This window comes from Ruminococcus sp., from assembly GCF_017549005.1.
Lineage (GTDB): Bacteria > Bacillota > Clostridia > Oscillospirales > Ruminococcaceae > Ruminococcus.
The window spans coordinates 158098-176675 of the sequence record NZ_JAFYYT010000038.1 but is presented as its reverse complement, the minus strand read 5'-3'; the positions used below and the strand labels follow the sequence as shown (position 1 = coordinate 176675).

Below are 18578 nucleotides of genomic sequence, written 5' to 3'. Positions count from 1 at the left end.
CTTCACCTCATTTCATCGAGTATTTCCTTTATTTTATCGGCTGTAAAGCCCTTTTCCGCAGGTCTTGCAAGTACGGCGACTTCAATGCCGCATATCTTCGCCGCCTCAAGCTTTTCGGGGAATCCACCGACAGCTCCGCTCTCTTTTGTCACAAGAAGCTCCGCGCCGCTTTTTCTGATGTGTGCAATATTCTGTTCAACAGAAAAAGGTCCCTTTTCAAGTATGAGCCTGTCCTCACTGAATCCCAGTTCTACACAGTTTTTCCGCACTTCTTCCATTGGCAGGGCTCTTATCCATATCCTTTTGTCAAAGCCTCGGACTTCCGCAAGACGCGGCAGTTCCTTGCTGCCGAGAGTGCTGAGAACAGTTTTGTCGGAGCTGTTCAGTATTTCCACAAGCTCGTTCATACTTGCGGCTGCAATGCAGCCCGAAAGCTTCTCAGGTGTGCGTATGAGCCTGTAACAGGTCATTCCGAGCATACCGCAGGCAGTCCTGATATTCTTCGTTACCTCTTCCGCATAGGGGTGGGTCGCGTCTATGACAGCCCTGCATTTCAGGCGAAGAATTAGTTCCCTGATACCGTTGTCGTCAAGCCTGCCCACAAGCTTTTTTATGCAGCTGCTTTCCGGCAGCAGCTCCGCACCGTACTCCGTAGCTACTGAAACAGCGGCACTGATACCTTTTTCACCGCAGTATTCGGCTATTTCCCTGCCCTCTGTAGTTCCGCCGAAGATAAGTACCCTACACATTGCGGTAGCCCCTCGGAGTGACCATTTTCCCGTTTACGACCTTAGTCTCCGAGTTCCCGATGAATACCGTCGTGAACATATCCACCTGCGTATCTCTCAGCTCACCGAGGGTAAGTATCCTGCTTGACTGCCCCTCCCTGCCGATATTGCTGACGATACCGCAGACAGTTTCGGGAGAGCGGTATCCGAGGACAATGTCGCAGGCTTTTTGCAGGTAGTCAGCGCGTTTCTTCGAGGACGGATTGTACAGAGCGATCACGAAGTCGCCCTCCGCCGCACAGCGGAGACGCTTTATTATCTTCTCCATAGGCGTGAGAAGGTCGGAAAGGCTTATAAGCGCAAGATCATGAGTCATGGGAGCGCCGAGAACTGCTCCGCCGCTGAATGCAGCCGAAACTCCTGCTATAACTTCGATATCGACCCCGGGATAGTTCACGGAAAGCTCGATAGCAAGCCCTGCCATGCCGTAAAGCTGACTGTCGCCGCTGCACACAAGAGCCACTTTTTTTCCGCCTGCGGCGTTTTCAAGAGCAAGCTCCACACGCTCGCGCTCTTGCTTCATGCCTGTGGAGATGCACTCCTTTTCGGGATAAAAGCGCTTTATCTGTTCTGTATAAACTGTATACCCCACAACTATATCACTGTCGAGCACAGCCCTTTCGGCTTCAAGGGTGATACCGTCCCTGCTGCCGCAGCCAATGCCTGCAACATAAAGCTTCATAGTGTTATTTCCTTTTCAAAATCAAGATATACGGGCTTTTCGGCAGCTGCCACCGTCACGCCGTCAGACGCGGTCTTTTTCATTATCAGCTTACCGCCGCTGCAAAGTACAGCGCTTCTTTCGCAGACATTATCCGCTCCCGTTGTTTCGAGAACAAAGCCGGAGCTTTCAAAATCGCCGCTTACAGCCATAAGCTCCTCAGCAGTATAGGTATTCAGCTTTATCCCCATACTTCCGCAGAACTCACACAGTCCCGCTTCGTCCTTTTTGATATCGATAGTAGCCGCCTCCGACACCGTGCCGATGTCGATATTATGCTGCTCAAGAGCTTCGCTGACAGCTTTTCTCACTGCTTCGGCGGAAGTCCCTTTCTTGCAGCCGATACCGAGGACTATATTTCTCGGGACGAGATTGAGAGTGACGGGGAAAGGCTTCTTTCCTGTATCTCTGCTGACGCATATACCTGTCCTGCACACGCCGAACTCCGTAAGCTCTGAGGGCAGTCCGCCGTGCCTGTAATCGCTGCAGAAGCCTATCTTTTCATCGTCGAGGACTTCCGCGGCTATCTCCTTTGCCGCTTTCAGGTCTGTAATTATCAGGCCGTTTGCCGCAGCAAAGCTGTCAGGAGAAAAGCGGCCTCCGACGTCAGTTGCGGTAGTTATGACTGCCTGTGAACCGAGCCTTTCTGCAATGACCTCCGCAAGGCGGTTCGCACCGCCTATATGTCCCGAAAGCACAGGGATAACGAACTTTCCGCAGTCGTCCATGACAATTACGGCAGGGTCGTCGGCTTTCGTACCGAGATAGGGCGCAACTGCGCGGACTGCTATGCCGCAGGCGCAGACGAAAACAAAGGCGTCGGAGCGCTCGAAAAGGCGTCCGACCATGCTCCCCATATTCCAGAATACAGCCGAATTATCATCGGTGTGCTTATGAAAACAATAACGGCTCACCTTGTGCTCGGCTTCAAGCAGTCCCCCTACTCTCAGGGAGAGCTTCCTGCCGTTTTCGGTGACCGAAAAAACAGCTATATTCATATTTTCTCTGCCTTTCTGAACTCAGTTTCAAATGTTTTGTCGTAGAGCTTTGACAATTCGTAATCGTTTCCGAGGAAGCCGCCCACAGTTATAAGAGCGGTCTTTGTTATGCCGTTTCTTTCCGCAGCTTCGTGAAGCTCCGCAACTGTACAGCGCACCACCTTTTCGTCCTCCCACGTAGCCTTGTACACGATAGCCGCAGGAGTATCGCCGCTGTATCCGCCTTTGATAAGACGCTGTGAGAGCTCCTCCGTCATGCCTGCACTGAGGAATATGACCATAGTGGCATTATGTGCTGCAAGGCTCTCAATACTCTCCTTTTCGGGGACGGGAGTCCGCCCTGCCATTCTTGTGAGGATAACGGTCTGCGATACGTCGGGAAGAGTGTATTCCGCTCTCAGCGCAGCCGCAGCTCCGCAGAAGGAGCTGACTCCGGGAGTGACCCTGTACGGTATATCCAGCTCGTCAAGCCTGTCCATCTGCTCGCGGACAGCTCCGTAGACCGAAGGGTCGCCTGTATGGAGACGGACAGTATTTTTCCCGTCAGCCTCGGCATTTTTCATTACATCTATTACCTCGTCAAGGTGCATGAGTGCGCTGTTATGTATCTCGCATCCCTCCTTTGCATACGCAAGGAGCACGGGATTTACGAGAGAGCCTGCATATATTATGACGTCTGCATTTTCGATGAGCCGCTTTCCTCTCAGGGTTATAAGGTCGGGAGCTCCGCAGCCCGCACCAACAAAATCAACCATTTTCTTCACCTGTAATCGCCTGTATAAGTTGGTCCGCAAGGGACGTTTTTATTAAAAGCTCGCGCTTGAATGAAAAAGCTATGGCAGCTATCCTTGCTTCTCCCTTTACTCTTGCATTGAGGTAGCTTTCCATACGCTTTTCAAGGACTTCCGCAGTTTTTTCAAGGTACCCCTTTTCATCGAGGATATCCATTGCCGCGTCAGCCGTTGCACAATCGGGAAGCTTTCTGAGGGTATCCATGTCGGCTCCTGCAAGGACTCCGCAGGTGACCAGCACGTCCATACGCCCGTCAGCCCATGAGGAGTGGGTATTCATAATACCTGCACCAAGCTTTACCAGCTTGCCTATATGACCGACAATGAGTATGCTCTCAAAGCCAAGCTCCAGCCCGATATCTATAGCCTCGCCGATGAAGTTGCTGCACGTAACGCTTCTTTCCAGCGAAAAGGACAGCTCGTTCTGCACGAAGCTCTCACTGTAATTTCCAAGTGTGAGGAGCATATTCCTCTGCCCCTCGGCACGGCGCATTTTCGCCTCGGTGCGGATAGTCTCCACAAGTGCAGCATTGCTCATGGGTTCCACGATACCGCTTGTGCCGATTATGGAAATACCGCCCTCGATGCCCATTCGCGGATTGTATGTCTTCTTTGCTATCCCAATTCCGTCAGGAACTGATATTTTCACGCGGAAACCGCCTGAGTAACCGTATTTTTCGGCAATTTCCATGACAGCTTCGCATATCATCCTCCGCGGCACGGAATTTATGGCAGCTTCGCCCACAGGCTGGTCAAGCCCTGCTTTCGTGACTCTGCCGATACCCTCGCCGCCGATTATCTCAACACCGCTTTCCGCTGCCGAGACTTCTGCAAAGACCTTTATCCCGTTGGTTATATCGGGGTCGTCGCCGCTGTCCTTGACTATGGCACATGAGGCTGCTCCGCCGCCGAGCTTCTGCCCGGTAACGTCAAGGCAAAGCTTTATCCCCCTGGGAGTCATAAGCTCCACATACTCAGCTTTTCTGCCCGTCATGAGCATTTCCGCAGCAGCCTTTGCGGCAGCTGCCGCGCATGAACCTGTTGTATAACCGCAGCGGAGCTTCTCCTTTCCCCTGCAAATGTATTCCTCAAGCTTCATCTGAACTTCTCCCTGCCGTTGACTATGAAAAGTGTGAAATATCCGGGCTCTCCGTCAATATCCTCCACAGAACCGTATATCCTTTCGGTGTCAAGTCCGCAGTCGGACACGACCTTTGTACAGTCGGAAAGCCCCTTTTCCCTTATGAGTTCAATGAGCTCTGCCGCTTTTCTGCCTGCTTTCATTATGACCTTTGTTCCGCTGAGCCCGAGAGCTTTTTCCATATCGCCGCAGCTGCAAGGTATGATATGCAGCTCCTCGCTGCCGAGGCAGAGCGGCTCCCTTACAGCGGCAGCAGCCGCACAGAAGCTGGTCACTCCGGCGCATACCTCCACATCAAAGCCTGCCTGTTCGACGCGGCAGGCGATGTATCCGAATGTGGAATACACCGATATATCGCCGAGAGTAAGGAATGCCACATCTCCGTCTTCAAGCTCCCTGCAAAGCATGGCTGAAAGCTCCCCGTGATTCCTGTCAAGTCTTTCCCTGTCGCTGGTCATGAGGAAATCGAGGTATATCACACGCTTGCGGGACAAGTCCACGGCTTTCTCCGCTATCGAAAGAGCAAGCGAGCTCTCCCCGTTCGTGCGCGGTACGGCTATGACTCTGCACCTTTCCAGTATACCCACCGCTTTCAGCGTCATGAGCTGCGGATCGCCTGCTCCAACGCTTACGCCATAGAGCTTTCCCATTACTGCTCCATAAGCTCTGCAGAAACTGCAATGAGCTTTTCCATATCGAGCTGCTCTATACGTGCAGCCTCGGGAAGTCCCTGTGATTTCAGTGCGGAATATACCCTTTCCTTAGGTATTCCCATAACTGACGAAAGAGAATTTGCGAGGGTCTTTCTTCTCTGTGAAAAGCCTGCCTTGACCACTTTGAAGAAGAACTTCTCGCTCTCCTCGTCAAGGCGCTGCTCCTTGTTTATATCTATCCTCATGACAGCCGAGTCCACATTGGGCGCAGGCATGAAGCTGCCCCGTGAAACATCAAAAAGCTTCTTCACCGTGCCGTAGTAATTCACTCCCACGGTGATAGCTCCCGACTCGCGCGAGCCCACCTTCGCGCACAGGCGCTGTGCAGCCTCCTTCTGTACCATTACGGTAATGGACTCTATGGGCAGACGGCTCTCAAGGAGCATCATAATGATGGGGGACGTAATGTAATACGGCAGATTTGCGCACACCGCAACGTGAAGCCCCTTGAACTCCTCGTCTATAAGCCTGTGCAGATCGCATTTCATTACGTCCTCGTTGATGATCTTTACATTGTCAAAGTCCGCAAGTGTCTCCGCAAGTATAGGCAGCAGCCTCTCGTCTATCTCCACGGCAGCCACCTTGTCTGCTCTTTTTGCAAGCTCCGCCGTAAGGACTCCGATACCGGTTCCTATCTCAAGAACTCCGAAGCCCTTGCAGGCGTTGCCGTATTCTGCTATTTTCGGACAGATATCGGGATTGATTATGAAATTCTGTCCCAGCCCCTTTGAAAAGCTGAAGCCGTGACGGGACAGTATATCCTTCACTGTTCCGATGTTGGTTAGATTCATTGAGTACTCCTTAAATGCTGTGGCGCTGTTTCTCGGAAAACTCAGTGCGCTTTGCGTCGTTGAGCTTTTCCATTGTATTCACCAGATAATCGGCAGAACGGTAGGCTCTCTGAAAATCCATGTCCTTGAAATAGACCTTAAGATCCACAAATTCGCCGTCGATAACAATATCCATCTGTCCGATCTGTCTGCCCACGTACTTCCGTGCTACGTACTTAATGTACTCATCGATCTCACAACTGTTCATTTCTCCGCCAATAACGTTGATTTTCATACTAAAGCCTCCTGTTCATAGATAAAATTTGTTTATACCCGTTTACGGGGGATTTATGTTAGTTTATGACGCTGAGCTTTTCAGCCAGCTCGGCTTTGGCTATGACCTTCTCGCCGCCGTCCCTGTCAATAAGGATAAGCTCCTTGCCGTTTGAGCAGATAACGCCCTCGCTGCATATGGTATAGTCAAGGACTCCCTTGCAGAGCACGGTCTCAGTCTCATCTGGACTAATCCTTACAAGCACACGGCTTCTCGGGAAGATACCGGGGTTCTTATCACCTGCCGCCGCATTTTCCTTTTCGTTCCTCTCGGCTTCGCGCATTCTCTCCTCAAGGTAGAGCTCACGGGGAGACTTTGTCTTTGACTTCACGTCGCCCTTTCTCTGGCTTTTTCTCAGAGGTTCGCCGCCGAAGAGAAGAGTGAACGCATTTATGAAGCCGAATACGGCCTTTATGAGCCTTACAGGGAAAAGCAGCACCGACTTCCATATTGGCTCGCGGGCTTCCTTTTCCTGCTTGTAGGGCTGACGGATAAAGTAATAGTTGCCCTCGGCGTCGTTTTTCGGTTCAAGGAGGTCATTGCCCTCCTCTGCAAAGAGAGTGTCGATAGTTCCTGCGTTCTCGTCAACTGCGAGGACAGAGCTTGCGGAATAGCCGCTGCCGCCCTCGAGGGCGCGTCCTCTCGTTGAGCAGAATATCCTGTCGTCCGTAGCCGACCAGCAGGGAGAGTCCTCCTCGGAATGACCGTCGGTGAGCTCATCGTAGTCGCCGCGCTCGTCAAAGACAGCAAGATGACCGTCGAGGATAGCGGCTATCCTGCCGTTTTTATAGGCAATGCTGCCGATATTCCTGTTCATTCCCGTGTAGATGTGTCCCTCGGGAGCTTTCGGCGACTCAGCGCTCTTTCTGTAGATAGCGCCCATTCCGCCAAGTACCGCCGAGTAGATGAAATCCTCCTTTGCGGCGGAAACTCCGTTTATCTTCACGAAGCGCGATGCGTCGGGGTAATAGTCTATATCCTCCCTGAACATGGCACCTGCGCCCGAATGTTTCCACTCCTTGTTCTTGTTTATCTCATTGACTGTATCAGTGTACTTTTCCGCCCTTTCACAAGGGAGTTCCGTTATCTTTCCGTCGCTGCACAGAAACATATTATTGCCCGATATGTAAACGATCTTCATGTGTACTTCAAATTCCCTCCATTCTTCTGCATACCGCCTCGGCACATTTCATGCCGTCAACTGCGGCGGAAACTATTCCTCCTGCATAGCCTGCACCCTCTCCGCAGGGGTAGAGCCCCTCAAGGGATACGGACTGCAGGTCGTCGCCGCGGTCTATACGCACAGGAGAACTGCTCCTGCTTTCGATGCCTGTAAGCAGCGTATCGCTGTCGTCAAAGCCTTTTATCTTCCTGCCCATTTCCTTTATGCCGTCTTTCAGGGATCGGCACACGTAATCGGGAAGATATTCCTCAGGAGCCGCAAACTTCACCGCAGGACGGTAGGACGGCCTGACTCTGCCGAAACTTACGCTGACGCGGCCGTTCATGAAGTCCCCCAGCACTGCCGCAGGAGCACGGTAATCGCTGCCGCCTGCAATGAACGCCTTTTCCTCCAGCTCGCGCTGAAAGTACATTCCTGCAAGAGGGTGGTCGCTGCCGTAGTCCTCAGGACCCACATTCACAAGGAGAGCGCTGTTCGAGTTCTCCGCGTCACGGGCAAAAAAGCTCATGCCGTTGACTGCCAGCCTGCCCTCCTCCGAGGAAGCTGCCACTACGTGACCGCCGGGGCACATACAGAATGTGTAAAGCGTCCTTCCGTTGGGAAGATGCACCGAAAGCTTGTAATCTGCGGCTTTCAGCGCAGGGTGTCCGGCAAAGTCCCCGTACATAGCCCTGTCGATATCGGTGCGGAGATGTTCCGCTCTCACGCCTACAGAGAAGCTCTTCTGGGAAAGGCTTATCTTTTCGTTGTAAAGCATTTCAAAGGTGTCTCTTGCGCTGTGGCCTGCCGCAAGTATAAGGCTGTCAGTCGGCAGTTTACAGGTCTCGCCGCCGTGAGTGAAGCTTACAGAGACAAGCCTGCCGTTTTCAGCTTCAAAGCCGCAGAATTTCGAGTCGAACCTTACCTCTCCGCCAAGGGCTGTGACCCTTTCGCGCAGAGCCTTTACAGCTCCGCGGAGCTTGTCCGTGCCGATATGTGGCTTTGCAAGGTAGAGTATCTCCCCGGGAGCGCCGAACTCCACAAGCCTTTCAAGTATCCAGCCTATACGGCTGTCCCTTATGCCTGTGGTGAGCTTTCCGTCGGAAAAGGTACCTGCGCCGCCCTCGCCGAACTGCACATTGCATTCGGGGTCGAGCTTTCCGCCGTTCCGGAACTCCTCTACTGCCCTGCAGCGCCTGTCAACATCGCCGCCGCGCTCGAGGACGATGGGTCTTGCGCCTGCCATTGCAAGCACCAGTGCCGCAAACATACCTGCAGGACCGAAGCCCACTATAACAGGTCTTTTTCCGCAGCGCCGGACTGTGGGTACAGCATACTCCACAGGCTCGTATTTTGAGGCGTTTTTCAGCGTCCTGAGGAGCTTTTCCTCATTTTTCGCCTCTATATCAAGTGATATCGTGAAGTGAACGTCGCTTTTCTTCCGCGCGTCCACGGATTTTTTCGCAAGCTTTACGCTTATTATCTTATCACGGCTTATTCTGAGCTTTTTCTCACACAAAGCCGCAAGGTCTGAAAAATCGGTATCAAGAGCCGCTCTTATGGCGCCGACTCTTATCATTTGAGTTCACCCCTCAGTGATTCGGCACAGTTCCTGCCTGCAAATATTCCCGACGACCACGCCCATTGCAGGTTATAGCCGCCGCAGTCTCCGTCAACGTCCAGTATCTCACCGCAGAGAAAAATACCTTTTTCACTCCTGAGCTGCAACCTTTCATCAACGCAGTCGCCGTTGATACCGCCCGAGGTCACCTGCGCTTCCTTCCACGGGGCGCTGCCGAGAACGTCGAAGTCGAGGTTCTTTATGAGCTGTGCCAGCTGTCTCAGTTCCGTATCGCGGAGCGATGATATCTCGTCAGTGAGCGAGCGGCCGAGAGCGCGCTTTGTAAGGTAATGTGCAAGGCTTCTCGGGAAGAGTCCCGTGAGAAGCTCCTCGGTGGTATGGCTGCCGCGCTGATACTGTATTATGCGGAGGTAGCCCACAAGCTGTTCGGTGTCCATATCTGCTGCAAGGTCCAGCCTGAGTGTGAGCTTTCCGTCGTAATTCGACACAAGATGAGCCATATTGAACACGCATATTCCCGAAAGAGCGCTGTCCGTGAACTGTATCTCGCCCATTTCCTCCTTGAGGAGCCTGCCGCCCGAATAAGCCATTACCCTACCCTTTGCGCGGACACCCTTGAGCCCTTTAAGAAGCTCGGGGCGCACTCTCAGCGGTGCCACCGCAGGACATATCTTCGTGGTATGACAGCCCTTGCTGCGAAGAAGCCGGATAACGCTGCCGTCAGTACCGTACTGCGGAGCCGCATAGCCTCCTGCCGCTACGATAACGCGCCTGCACGGGTACTTTTCACCCGAAGCCGACGATATCCTGAAGCAGTCCGCAGCACTTTCTATGAAGTTTGCCTCAAAGCCGCAGCGCTCGATGACCCCCAGCTCTGCCGCACGGAGCCTCAGAGCGGAAAGCACTGTGGAAGCGGCATTGCTCCTGGGATAGACCCTGCCCTTTGTATCGGCAGAGCAGATAACTCCCAGGCTTCCGAAAAACTCCTTTGCGGAGGGAGTAGAGTTTATTATCCTCATAGCGTTCTTGACGCTGCCGTGATAATGCTCGGGACTCATGTTGATGTTGCTGAGATTGCACCTGCCGTTGCCTGTTGCGAGCAGCTTCTTGCCTACTCTGTCAAGCTTCTCGAGAATAACGACCCTTGCTTTCGGCATAATGTTCTTTGCCTCAACAGCAGCCGCAAGTCCCGAAGCTCCGCCGCCTATGACCGCGATATCCGTGATCCTGCTCATTTTCTTCACCCCTTAGGTATAAGGTCTATGACTGCGACCTCGGGGCGGTTATTGAAGCGCACAGGCGCAGGATAAACGCCTATGCCCGATGTAATGAACATCTTTCCGCCGTCGTAGTCAAAGAGACCCTTGTCATATATTTCAAGCTCCTTGTGCAGAAGCTTTGGTAGCCATACGTCCTTTTCGGAACAGTAGACAGGACCGAGTCCGAACGGGAGCCGCGCCATTTCTCCGTGGGTATCGGCGCAGATGGTGAGATCAGCTCCGAAGTCGGCAAACTTTTCGTAATTCGGTATGTGCGCGAGGAGAATATTGAAGCTGCCGCCGTCAAGGGCATACTCGTTCCTCAGGTCGAACGTGGGGCTGTAATAGACATTGTCGATGCCTATGATACGTAGCCTGCTGCCTCTGAGCTCCACATATTCCTCATCATAGTCAAGCACCCTTGTACCTGCTTTTTTCAGCTCCTCGATATATCTTCCGTCGTAGTCGTGCTCCCCTGTAACGCAGTAAAGCGGGTAGCCCTCTGAAACTATATCTTTTGCAAGCTCCACAGGCTTCTGCATGAGTTCCCAGTCGCTGCCGCTGGTGTACATATCGCCGAGCATGAAGACCATATCGGGCTCAGCCCTGCATATAGTCTTCAGTATCGTCTTATTGCCGATACCGAGCTTTGAAGCGTGCTGGTCGCTTATGACGGCTATCCTTATCTCCGAGTTTATCTTCGGAGAGGATACGGTCTCCACGGTAGTCCTGAGGGTATAGTTGCTGAACCACCATATTCCCGCTATAAGAACGAGCCACAGCCATTTCGCGGAGCTTTTCTTCTCTTTTTCCTTCTTCTTCGCGCTGTTGTCAGTATTTTTCTTTTTGCCTGATGCCATTAGAACTTTTCCTTTACATGGATATCGAGCTGATCGAATGGTATCTCGATACCGTTTTCATCGAACGCCGCCTTGACAGCCTCCGTCATATTGTAGCGTTCGGTAAGATAGTCGCCGTTATTCACCCACACCAGCACATCTATGCCTACCGAGCTGTTGTTGTGGGAGCTCATGCGTATTATCGGCTCGGGAGCCTTCAGTATGAGCTTCTCGGCTGATATTATATCAAGAATGACCTGCCTTGCCTTTTCAAAATCCGCGCTGTAGCTGATATTGAAGTTAAGGTCGATACGTCTTGCGGGAGTCTCCGTATAATTGATTATCTTTGCGTCCGTGACCCTGCCGTTGGGCATGAATACGGTCTTTCCGTCAAAGGTGGCTATCTTTGTGTAGAATATGCCGATATCCTTTACAGTTCCCACCGAGTCCTCAAGCTCAACGATATCTCCCGTAGTAAAGGGCTTCGTAAAGAGGATTATGAAGCCGCCGCTGAGGTTTGAGAGACAGCTCTGGAGCGCAAGGCTGATAGCGAGACCTGCCGCGCCCAGGATAGTGATTATGGACGACATGGGCACATTCAGCACCGACAGCGCCATTATCACAACTGCGATATAGAGGATTATCTTTATCAGCGACACAAGGAAGCTCTTTGCCGCGCCGTTCACGTTGGACTTCGAGACTGCCTTGCCCACTATCTTTGCGATGAGCTTTGATATCAATATGCCGATGACCAGTATCAGCAGGGCAATTATCAGCAGAGGAAGGGCCTTTTTAAGATATTCGACCCCGTCCGAAAGTATTCCCGAGGTCTTTTCCACGGATTCCTGTATGCTGCCCATGAGCTCTCCCGTTGTGGTCTCCGCAGCGGAAGCTGCCGATGTTGCGTTAGTTGTTTCAGTTATCAGCTGAGTGCCTGTCAAAATATCATCTCCGTATGAAATGGTAATATACCATGAAAAAAGCATTATAATATGTATACCTGTAATAATTATAACAGATTTCGCAAAAAACGTCAATATTATCTGCAATTATTGTAAAAAAATCTGCACTTCATCCAAATGTTGAAGTGCAGGTTTGTATGTTATTCCTTTGGCGCCTCGTTATCGAGTATCTTGCCGTTGAACTCCTCGGGAGTTATAAAGGTCGGCACCATTTCGTGAAGAGCCTGTATAGCCACAGCTTCGTCGTTGAGCTGTGCGGCGTCACGGAGCTTCTTGAGTCTCGAAGCGAAATGGTCCGCATCGATGTCTATCTGCTTGCCGATGAAAATGAGCTTGTTCGAGGTCTTCTGCAGTCCCTCCTCCATCATGAGGAGCTCTTCCTTTATCTTCTCACCGGGGCGGAGTCCCGTGAAAACGATAGGAACGTCCTTATACGGCACCTTTCCGTACATTCTGATGAGGTTTTCCGCAAGGGTAACTATCTTTACGGGCTGACCCATATCGAGGACGAATATCTCGCCGCCGTTTGCGATAGCGGCAGCCTCCATGACAAGGCTTACAGCCTCGGGTATAGTCATGAAGTAGCGTATGATATCCTCATGGGTAACTGTAACGGGCTTGCCCTGCTCTATCTGTCTCTTGAAGAGCGGTATAACAGAGCCGTTCGAGCCGAGAACGTTGCCGAAACGTGTGGTGACGAACTCGGTCTTTCCCTCATGCTCCTGTGAAAGGAACTGAACTATCATCTCGCAGCAGCGCTTTGAAGCGCCCATAGCGTTTGTAGGATTTACAGCCTTGTCCGTTGATATCATCACGAACTTCTGAACGTCGTGGAACTGTGCCAGTGTAGCCACGTTGAAAGTACCGATGACGTTGTTCTTGATAGCCTCCATAGGCGAGCTCTCCATAAGGGGAACGTGCTTGTGTGCAGCTGCATGGAACACTATCTGCGGCTTGTATCTCTCGAATATCTGATTCATGCGGAAATAATCGCGGACAGAAGCGATGAGCGTCACGAGGTCGAGCTCGCTGCCGTACTCCATGACCAGCTCCTGCTGTATCTCATAGGCGTTGTTCTCGTAGATATCGACGATTATTATCCTCTTGGGGTTATATCTTGCTATCTGACGGACGAGCTCGGAGCCGATGCTTCCGCCGCCGCCTGTTACCATACATACCTTGCCGCCGATGAACTCCTTAATGTCCTTGTTGTCGAACTTTATGGGATTTCTTCCCAGGAGCTCCTCCACCTTGATATCCCTTACCTGTCCGAGAAGGGACGCAGAGTCGTCAAGGATAAGGTTTCCGATAAAGGGAACTATCTTGAGGGGCAGTTTTGTCTCGTTGCAGATATCTATTATAGCCTTGCGCTCGTCCGAAGTGAGTGACGGTATGGCAAGTATGAGCTGTTCTATCCCGTATTCCTTTGCGTATTTAACGATCTCTTCCGATCTTCCGACGACCTTTACGCCGAGTATCTCCTTGCCCAGCTTTGCAGGGTCGTTGTCGATAATACATACAGGCTCGAACTGAGCTGAAAACTTATCATCGGTATACGGCGACCTCTGAGCGTTGAATATCTCATTGAGCAGCATGGTCGCAGCAACTCCGCCACCGATTATCATAGTCCTTTTCGCGCAGCAGTCAAGTTTGTTTTCCAATTCCACAATAAACCTCCCATATTTGCTTTCAAAAGCAACAAAAAATCAATCAGTATCCTCACGGAGCCCGGAAATGTATTTCTTTATCCTGTCAAAGCATTCGTCGGCAGTACCGTTGTTCCCGAACCTTATGCCAATGCCTGCCTCAGCCAGCTTTTCGTCAGAAAAGTCCTCATTGTCCGCTAAAAACCTGCGGCATAGCTCGGCGTACTTAGGCTGTGACTGCTTCTTTTCGCGCTCTACCGCACGAAGAAAGCGTATATCGTCGTTTACCTCAACGTAGATCGGAACGACAGTGTCTCTTCCGCAGTATTCTCTCAGGCGCAGAAACGATTCAACAGTACCTATCCCCGCGCAGTCCCCCTTGTCCAGGGAAATGCTGTCGGCAGCCGTATAGTAAGTCCAGTCGCCGTGGCAGGTATGGTATGTACGCGATTCTATGACCTTTCCGCTTTCCTGCATCTCGCGGAAGCGCTGGTCGTCAACAAAGTGGTACTCAACGCCCTCCTGTTCGCTGCTTCTCACAGGACGGGTAGTATAAAGCACAATGGGAAGCAGTCCCAGCTCAGCGACTATGCGGCTGTACATGGTATCCTTTCCCGAAGCGCTCTTGCCGATGATATAAAAAATACGGTTCATATCAAAGCTCCACATATGATTTCTTTTTTTGCAGATTACTCCACAATAAGACATTATAGCACATCAGTGCCAATAAATCAAGTGGAGAACGTGTCAAAAATTGCTTTCTTATGACCAAAAATGAAGAAATAGTCTAATTCACCTAAATATTACGCATTTGCTCCCGAATACTGAGCAAAATGCCGTTTTAAAAGGCCAATTTGTAAATTTTCTGCACCTGTACTTTACATTATTTTCAAAAAGTATTAAAGTATATATTGAAAAAATACAGAAAACAGGAGGATATTACAAATGAGAAAGATAAATGGTCTCTCTGTCAGGGCGGCTTCCCTCACGGCTGCCATAGCAGTTGCGTCAGGCAGTTTTTTCCCGTATACAGGCGATAACAGCACTCTTACCGCCTATGCCGGACAGCAGCTGGGACAGACTGATTTTGAAAACGGCGCAGGTCTCCCCTGGCATATCGTTGAGTCAGCTCCGGGTGAAATGGATTTCGACATCAGCAAGGGCGTTTACACTGTGACTATCGTCAATCCGGGCGGAGCTTCCAGAGGCGGAGAGGACCGCTGGGACTGCCAGTTCAGGCACAGAGGCCTGAAGATAGTATCAGGTCACAAATACAAGGTCTCATACGAGATAACTCCCTCCGAGAGCGGCAAGTACTACACCAAGATAGGCAACCTCGACGGAGATGTGGAGATATGGCACAATATGATGGCGGACGGCGGTCCCGACTTCAACGGCACATGGGACTGTATCCCCATAAACAAGGACGAGACAAAGAAGGTGGAGCTCACCTTTACCGCGGATAAGTCACTGGACGTGGCGGAATGGGCTTTCCACCTGGGCGGCAGCGGTCAGTACACCAACGGCGACTGCTTCCCTGCAGGCACGAAGATACAGTTCGACAATATGTCCCTCATCGACCTCTCCGGCGACGAGAACGACTGGCCCGAGGAAGAGCCATATGTGAGGGCGAAGATACTCACCAATCAGGTCTGCTACTTCCCGAAAAGAGCCAAGCGGGCAACTCTTCTAAGCGACTCAGACAAGGCTGTGAAGTTCGAGGTCATCGACACAGGCGGCAAGACCGTATACGAGGGCAAGAGCAAGCCCTTCGGCGAGGACAGGGACTCGGGGGACAATGTACACGTTATCGACTTCTCCGACCTGAAGAGCGAGGGAACTTTCCACATCAGGGCCGAGGACGGCTCGGAAAGCCGCAACTTCGCAGTATGCGGCTCACAGCCATATTCGTTCATGCTCTATGACGCCCTCAACTACTTCTATCAGAACCGCAGCGGCATCGAGATAGAAAGCGATTACATCTCCTCGGGAGACACGGAGGCTCTTGCCCGTGCGGCAGGTCACCCGAATGATATGGCTGAGATAGAGCAGACATGGGGCTACAAGGGCAGCAGCGGCTCAATAGACGTTACTGGCGGCTGGTACGACGCAGGCGACCACGGAAAATACGTGGTAAACGGCGGCTTCTCACTGTGGCTCATGCAGAATCAGTACGAAACTGCGGTGAAGTACGGCTTCGACAGCGCCTATGCCGACGGTACCATGCTTCTCCCCGAAAACAGCAACGGCGTCCCCGATATCCTCGACGAGGCAAGGTGGGAAATGGAATGGATGCTGAAAATGATAGTGGACAGCGGCGATTACAAGGGCATGGCTTACCACAAGGCTCACGACGAGAAGTGGACGGCTCTCGGAATCGCTCCTGCCGACGACGATATGAAGCGTATCGTGAAGCCGCCTACGACTGCGGCTACACTCAATCTTGCCGCCTGCGCGGCTCAGGCGAGCAGACTGTGGAAGGATATAGACAGCGATTTCTCCGAAAAATGTCTCGAAGCTGCCGAAAATGCCTTTGCAGCCGCTAAAAAGCACCCGAAAATGTACGCTCCCCTCGATGAGTCCATCGGCGGCGGAGCTTACGGCGATACGGACGTTGACGACGAGTTCTGCTGGGCTGCCCTCGAACTCTTCATCACTACGGGCAATGAGGACTACTACGACGAGGCTGCGGAGAACAGGTTCTTCCTCGATGTGCCGCAGACTCTCGGCGGCGGCGAGAGCGTTGACACCGCAGGCAGCTTCGACTGGGGCAACACGGGAGCTCTTGCAACTCTCAGCGCGGCTCTCAATCCCGAGAAATTCGACAAGGGCGACGTTGAGATAGTCCATGAAGCCATAATTGCAGCTGCCGACCACTTCATCTCAATGGAGAACAATCAGGGCTACGGTCTCCCCTACGGTCAGAGCACTCTCAGCTACAACGACAGCGACAAGGGCTACATATGGGGCTCCAACTCCTTCGTTGCGGACAACTCCATCGTTATGGCATACGCTTATCTCCTCACCGATGACGAGCAGTATCTTGACGGAGCTCTCGGCGGCATGGACTACCTCCTGGGCAGAAACGCTATGGACTACTCCTATGTTACGGGCTACGGCACTCATGCCATAGAGTATCCCCACCACCGCTACTGGGCAAAGCAGATAGACGAGGCTTTCCCGAAGGCTCCAAACGGCGTAATGTGCGGCGGCCCCAACTCGGGTATGCAGGACCCCTGGGTACAGGGCTCGGGCTGGAAGAAGGGCGAGATAGCTCCGCAGAAGTGCTACCTGGACAACATCGAGGCATGGTCGGTAAACGAGTGTACTATCAACTGGAACGCTTCACTGGCATGGCTTGCAGGCTTTACGGCGCAGGAGGCTACTGATGACGGCATAAAGATAATCAAGCACTCCAACGGCAAGAAGAACGAGACCACGGAAGAGGTCACGGAGGCAAAGAAGACGAAGGACAAGTCTGAAAAGACCACCTCAAAGGCTTCAAAGTCCGAAAAGGAGGACAAAAAGAACAGCGACCCCAACGGCGTTGCAAAGACCGCTCTTATCTCGGGTGCTGTTGTTATATGCCTTATCTCCCTGGAGCTCTTCATCTATAAACTCCTCAAGCTGCGTAAGAAGTGATTAGTTGTCAGGGTTTGCCGCCCGACTTTTCATCATGACAATATCAGAAAAGGGACTGTATGAACAGTCCCTTTTTTATCCTATACAAAGCCAATCACTGCTCACTCAAAAAAAATTTTTATTTTCTGTTACACTTTCATGGTCGGCTTGCGTTATTATAAGTGAAGGCTGTTTTATCAGCCTCGAAAATTTATTACAAAAGGAGTAAAAAAATGAAAAACGTAATCAAGAAGATCGCAGCAACAGCTATGGCTTTCACTATCCTCGGAACAGGTACAGCCGTAACAAAATCGATCGCACCACAGATGGACAACTCTATCGTTGCAAGCGCAGCTTGCCATGCACACGGACAGTTTGTAGAGACTGCTTATGAGTATCGTTACGACCATACTGCAAAAAAATGGGAAGTCTATTATTGTGACGAAGGTATTGTATATGCTTCTCCCGGAGTTCAGGTATGGCGCAAAGTAAAGTTTAAGAAATGCCAGGAATGCGGAAAGCAGTGGGGTTCTGCTACAAAATTGAATGATTATCAATTAAGATGGTAAAGCATACAGGCTCCCCTTACATGAGGGGAGCCTTTCTTATGCCTTATGCAGAGTGTCCCCTACAATAATACAAAACCATTCACTATTCACTGATTCAGAGCGCCATTACATAGATCTGACAGGGATTGTCCTCGTCCCAGTATAACGGGAACACCTCGAACTCCTTGAAGCCGCAGCCGAGATAGAACAGGTTCGTCCTGTCATAGTCCTCGTACTTTCCCATCTGCACGGTCTTGACCTGCATGAAGGAATAGCCTGCCGCCCTTGCAGACTCCTTTGCAGCCTCCACAAGCGCCCTGCCTGCACCGTTTCTGTGACATGACTTCAGAACTCCCATGACAGCAAGCTCCACTGTGTCCCTGCCGGTCTCCTTCAGGCAGAGAAACCCTATGTACTCGCCGTTTTCCTCTGCCGCCCAGAAGAGCTGCTCCGCGCTTTCGGCAATGTACTTCTCCCTGCTCTCGTCAACCTCGAACCATTCCCTGAGAGCCTCCAGTATCCTGCGCGATATAGCCATTTTTTCGTTTTTATCCTGTATCTGTACTACCATAGTCTTTCCTTTCCTGACTTTTTTATTATTATAGCATCAGGCGGCATGATTGTCAATTGCAGTCATTGCGCTGTCTGAGTATGCCCTGACTGTCCGCCTGCACTCAGGGCTTGACTTTTTCCGACATTTATA

General features: G+C 51.6%; 18 protein-coding genes. 2 read left to right on the top strand and 16 right to left on the bottom strand.

The genetic code is table 11. From position 1 onward, the window contains the following. Window positions 1-2: 2 nt before the first annotated feature. The 15 genes from cobK to IKW96_RS10100 form a co-directional block, all read right to left on the bottom strand. A complete protein-coding gene (gene cobK, locus IKW96_RS10170; RefSeq protein WP_296574072.1) occupies window positions 3-749 on the bottom strand; it encodes a precorrin-6A reductase in 747 nt (248 codons plus the stop codon). Beyond that, a complete protein-coding gene (gene cobJ, locus IKW96_RS10165; RefSeq protein WP_296574070.1) occupies window positions 742-1470 on the bottom strand; it encodes a precorrin-3B C(17)-methyltransferase in 729 nt (242 codons plus the stop codon). The genes cobK and cobJ overlap by 8 nt, the downstream gene beginning before the upstream one ends. Next, window positions 1467-2507: a cobalt-precorrin 5A hydrolase gene (locus IKW96_RS10160; RefSeq protein WP_296574067.1), complete on the bottom strand. Its 1041-nt coding sequence runs from the start codon at window positions 2505-2507 to the stop codon at window positions 1467-1469. The genes cobJ and IKW96_RS10160 overlap by 4 nt, the downstream gene beginning before the upstream one ends. Further along, window positions 2504-3262: a precorrin-4 C(11)-methyltransferase gene (gene cobM, locus IKW96_RS10155; RefSeq protein ID WP_296574064.1), complete on the bottom strand. Its 759-nt coding sequence runs from the start codon at window positions 3260-3262 to the stop codon at window positions 2504-2506. The genes IKW96_RS10160 and cobM overlap by 4 nt, the downstream gene beginning before the upstream one ends. Then, entirely contained in the window at window positions 3255-4397 is a 1143-nt protein-coding gene (gene cbiD, locus IKW96_RS10150) for a cobalt-precorrin-5B (C(1))-methyltransferase CbiD (protein ID WP_296574061.1), read from the bottom strand. The genes cobM and cbiD overlap by 8 nt, the downstream gene beginning before the upstream one ends. Continuing rightward, complete coding sequence (cobI, locus tag IKW96_RS10145; protein ID WP_296574059.1) at window positions 4394-5089, bottom strand: precorrin-2 C(20)-methyltransferase; 696 nt, start codon at window positions 5087-5089, stop codon at window positions 4394-4396. Before cobI ends, cbiD begins: the two co-directional genes overlap by 4 nt. Further along, a complete protein-coding gene (gene rsmA, locus IKW96_RS10140) occupies window positions 5089-5943 on the bottom strand; it encodes a 16S rRNA (adenine(1518)-N(6)/adenine(1519)-N(6))-dimethyltransferase RsmA (RefSeq protein WP_296574056.1) in 855 nt (284 codons plus the stop codon). Before rsmA ends, cobI begins: the two co-directional genes overlap by 1 nt. Before the next feature lie 10 nt (window positions 5944-5953). After that, the gene (locus tag IKW96_RS10135) at window positions 5954-6217 is read right to left on the bottom strand and encodes a hypothetical protein (RefSeq protein ID WP_296574054.1); all 264 of its coding nucleotides are present in this window, start codon (window positions 6215-6217) and stop codon (window positions 5954-5956) included. A gap of 58 nt (window positions 6218-6275) precedes the next feature. After that, the gene (locus tag IKW96_RS10130; protein WP_296574051.1) at window positions 6276-7397 is read right to left on the bottom strand and encodes a hypothetical protein; all 1122 of its coding nucleotides are present in this window, start codon (window positions 7395-7397) and stop codon (window positions 6276-6278) included. 7 nt (window positions 7398-7404) lie between these two features. Then, complete coding sequence (locus IKW96_RS10125; protein ID WP_296574048.1) at window positions 7405-8997, bottom strand: NAD(P)/FAD-dependent oxidoreductase; 1593 nt, start codon at window positions 8995-8997, stop codon at window positions 7405-7407. Then, the gene (locus IKW96_RS10120; protein ID WP_296574045.1) at window positions 8994-10235 is read right to left on the bottom strand and encodes an aminoacetone oxidase family FAD-binding enzyme; all 1242 of its coding nucleotides are present in this window, start codon (window positions 10233-10235) and stop codon (window positions 8994-8996) included. Before IKW96_RS10120 ends, IKW96_RS10125 begins: the two co-directional genes overlap by 4 nt. A gap of 5 nt (window positions 10236-10240) precedes the next feature. Continuing rightward, window positions 10241-11119, bottom strand: a complete 879-nt coding sequence (locus tag IKW96_RS10115; protein WP_296574043.1) for a metallophosphoesterase — start codon at window positions 11117-11119, stop codon at window positions 10241-10243. Then, a complete protein-coding gene (locus IKW96_RS10110) occupies window positions 11119-12039 on the bottom strand; it encodes a mechanosensitive ion channel domain-containing protein (RefSeq protein ID WP_296574039.1) in 921 nt (306 codons plus the stop codon). Before IKW96_RS10110 ends, IKW96_RS10115 begins: the two co-directional genes overlap by 1 nt. Window positions 12040-12200: 161 nt before the next feature. Then, window positions 12201-13727 (bottom strand): nucleoside-diphosphate sugar epimerase/dehydratase, encoded by a 1527-nt coding sequence (locus IKW96_RS10105; RefSeq protein WP_296574036.1) that lies wholly within the window; start codon window positions 13725-13727, stop codon window positions 12201-12203. 39 nt (window positions 13728-13766) lie between these two features. After that, a complete protein-coding gene (locus tag IKW96_RS10100; protein WP_296574033.1) occupies window positions 13767-14360 on the bottom strand; it encodes a guanylate kinase in 594 nt (197 codons plus the stop codon). 291 nt (window positions 14361-14651) lie between these two features. Here IKW96_RS10100 and IKW96_RS10095 point away from each other — a divergent pair, with 291 nt between their 5' ends. Further along, window positions 14652-17348 carry a glycoside hydrolase family 9 protein gene (locus tag IKW96_RS10095; protein ID WP_296574030.1) on the top strand — a complete coding sequence of 899 codons (2697 nt, stop codon included), beginning with the start codon at window positions 14652-14654 and terminating at the stop codon, window positions 17346-17348. Between the two features lie 212 nt (window positions 17349-17560). Next, the gene (locus tag IKW96_RS10090) at window positions 17561-17896 is read left to right on the top strand and encodes a hypothetical protein (RefSeq protein WP_296574027.1); all 336 of its coding nucleotides are present in this window, start codon (window positions 17561-17563) and stop codon (window positions 17894-17896) included. Window positions 17897-17990: 94 nt separating this feature from the next. Here IKW96_RS10090 and IKW96_RS10085 read toward each other — a convergent pair whose 3' ends face one another. Beyond that, window positions 17991-18446 carry a GNAT family N-acetyltransferase gene (locus IKW96_RS10085; protein ID WP_296574024.1) on the bottom strand — a complete coding sequence of 152 codons (456 nt, stop codon included), beginning with the start codon at window positions 18444-18446 and terminating at the stop codon, window positions 17991-17993. Between the last annotated feature and the right edge of the window lie 132 nt (window positions 18447-18578).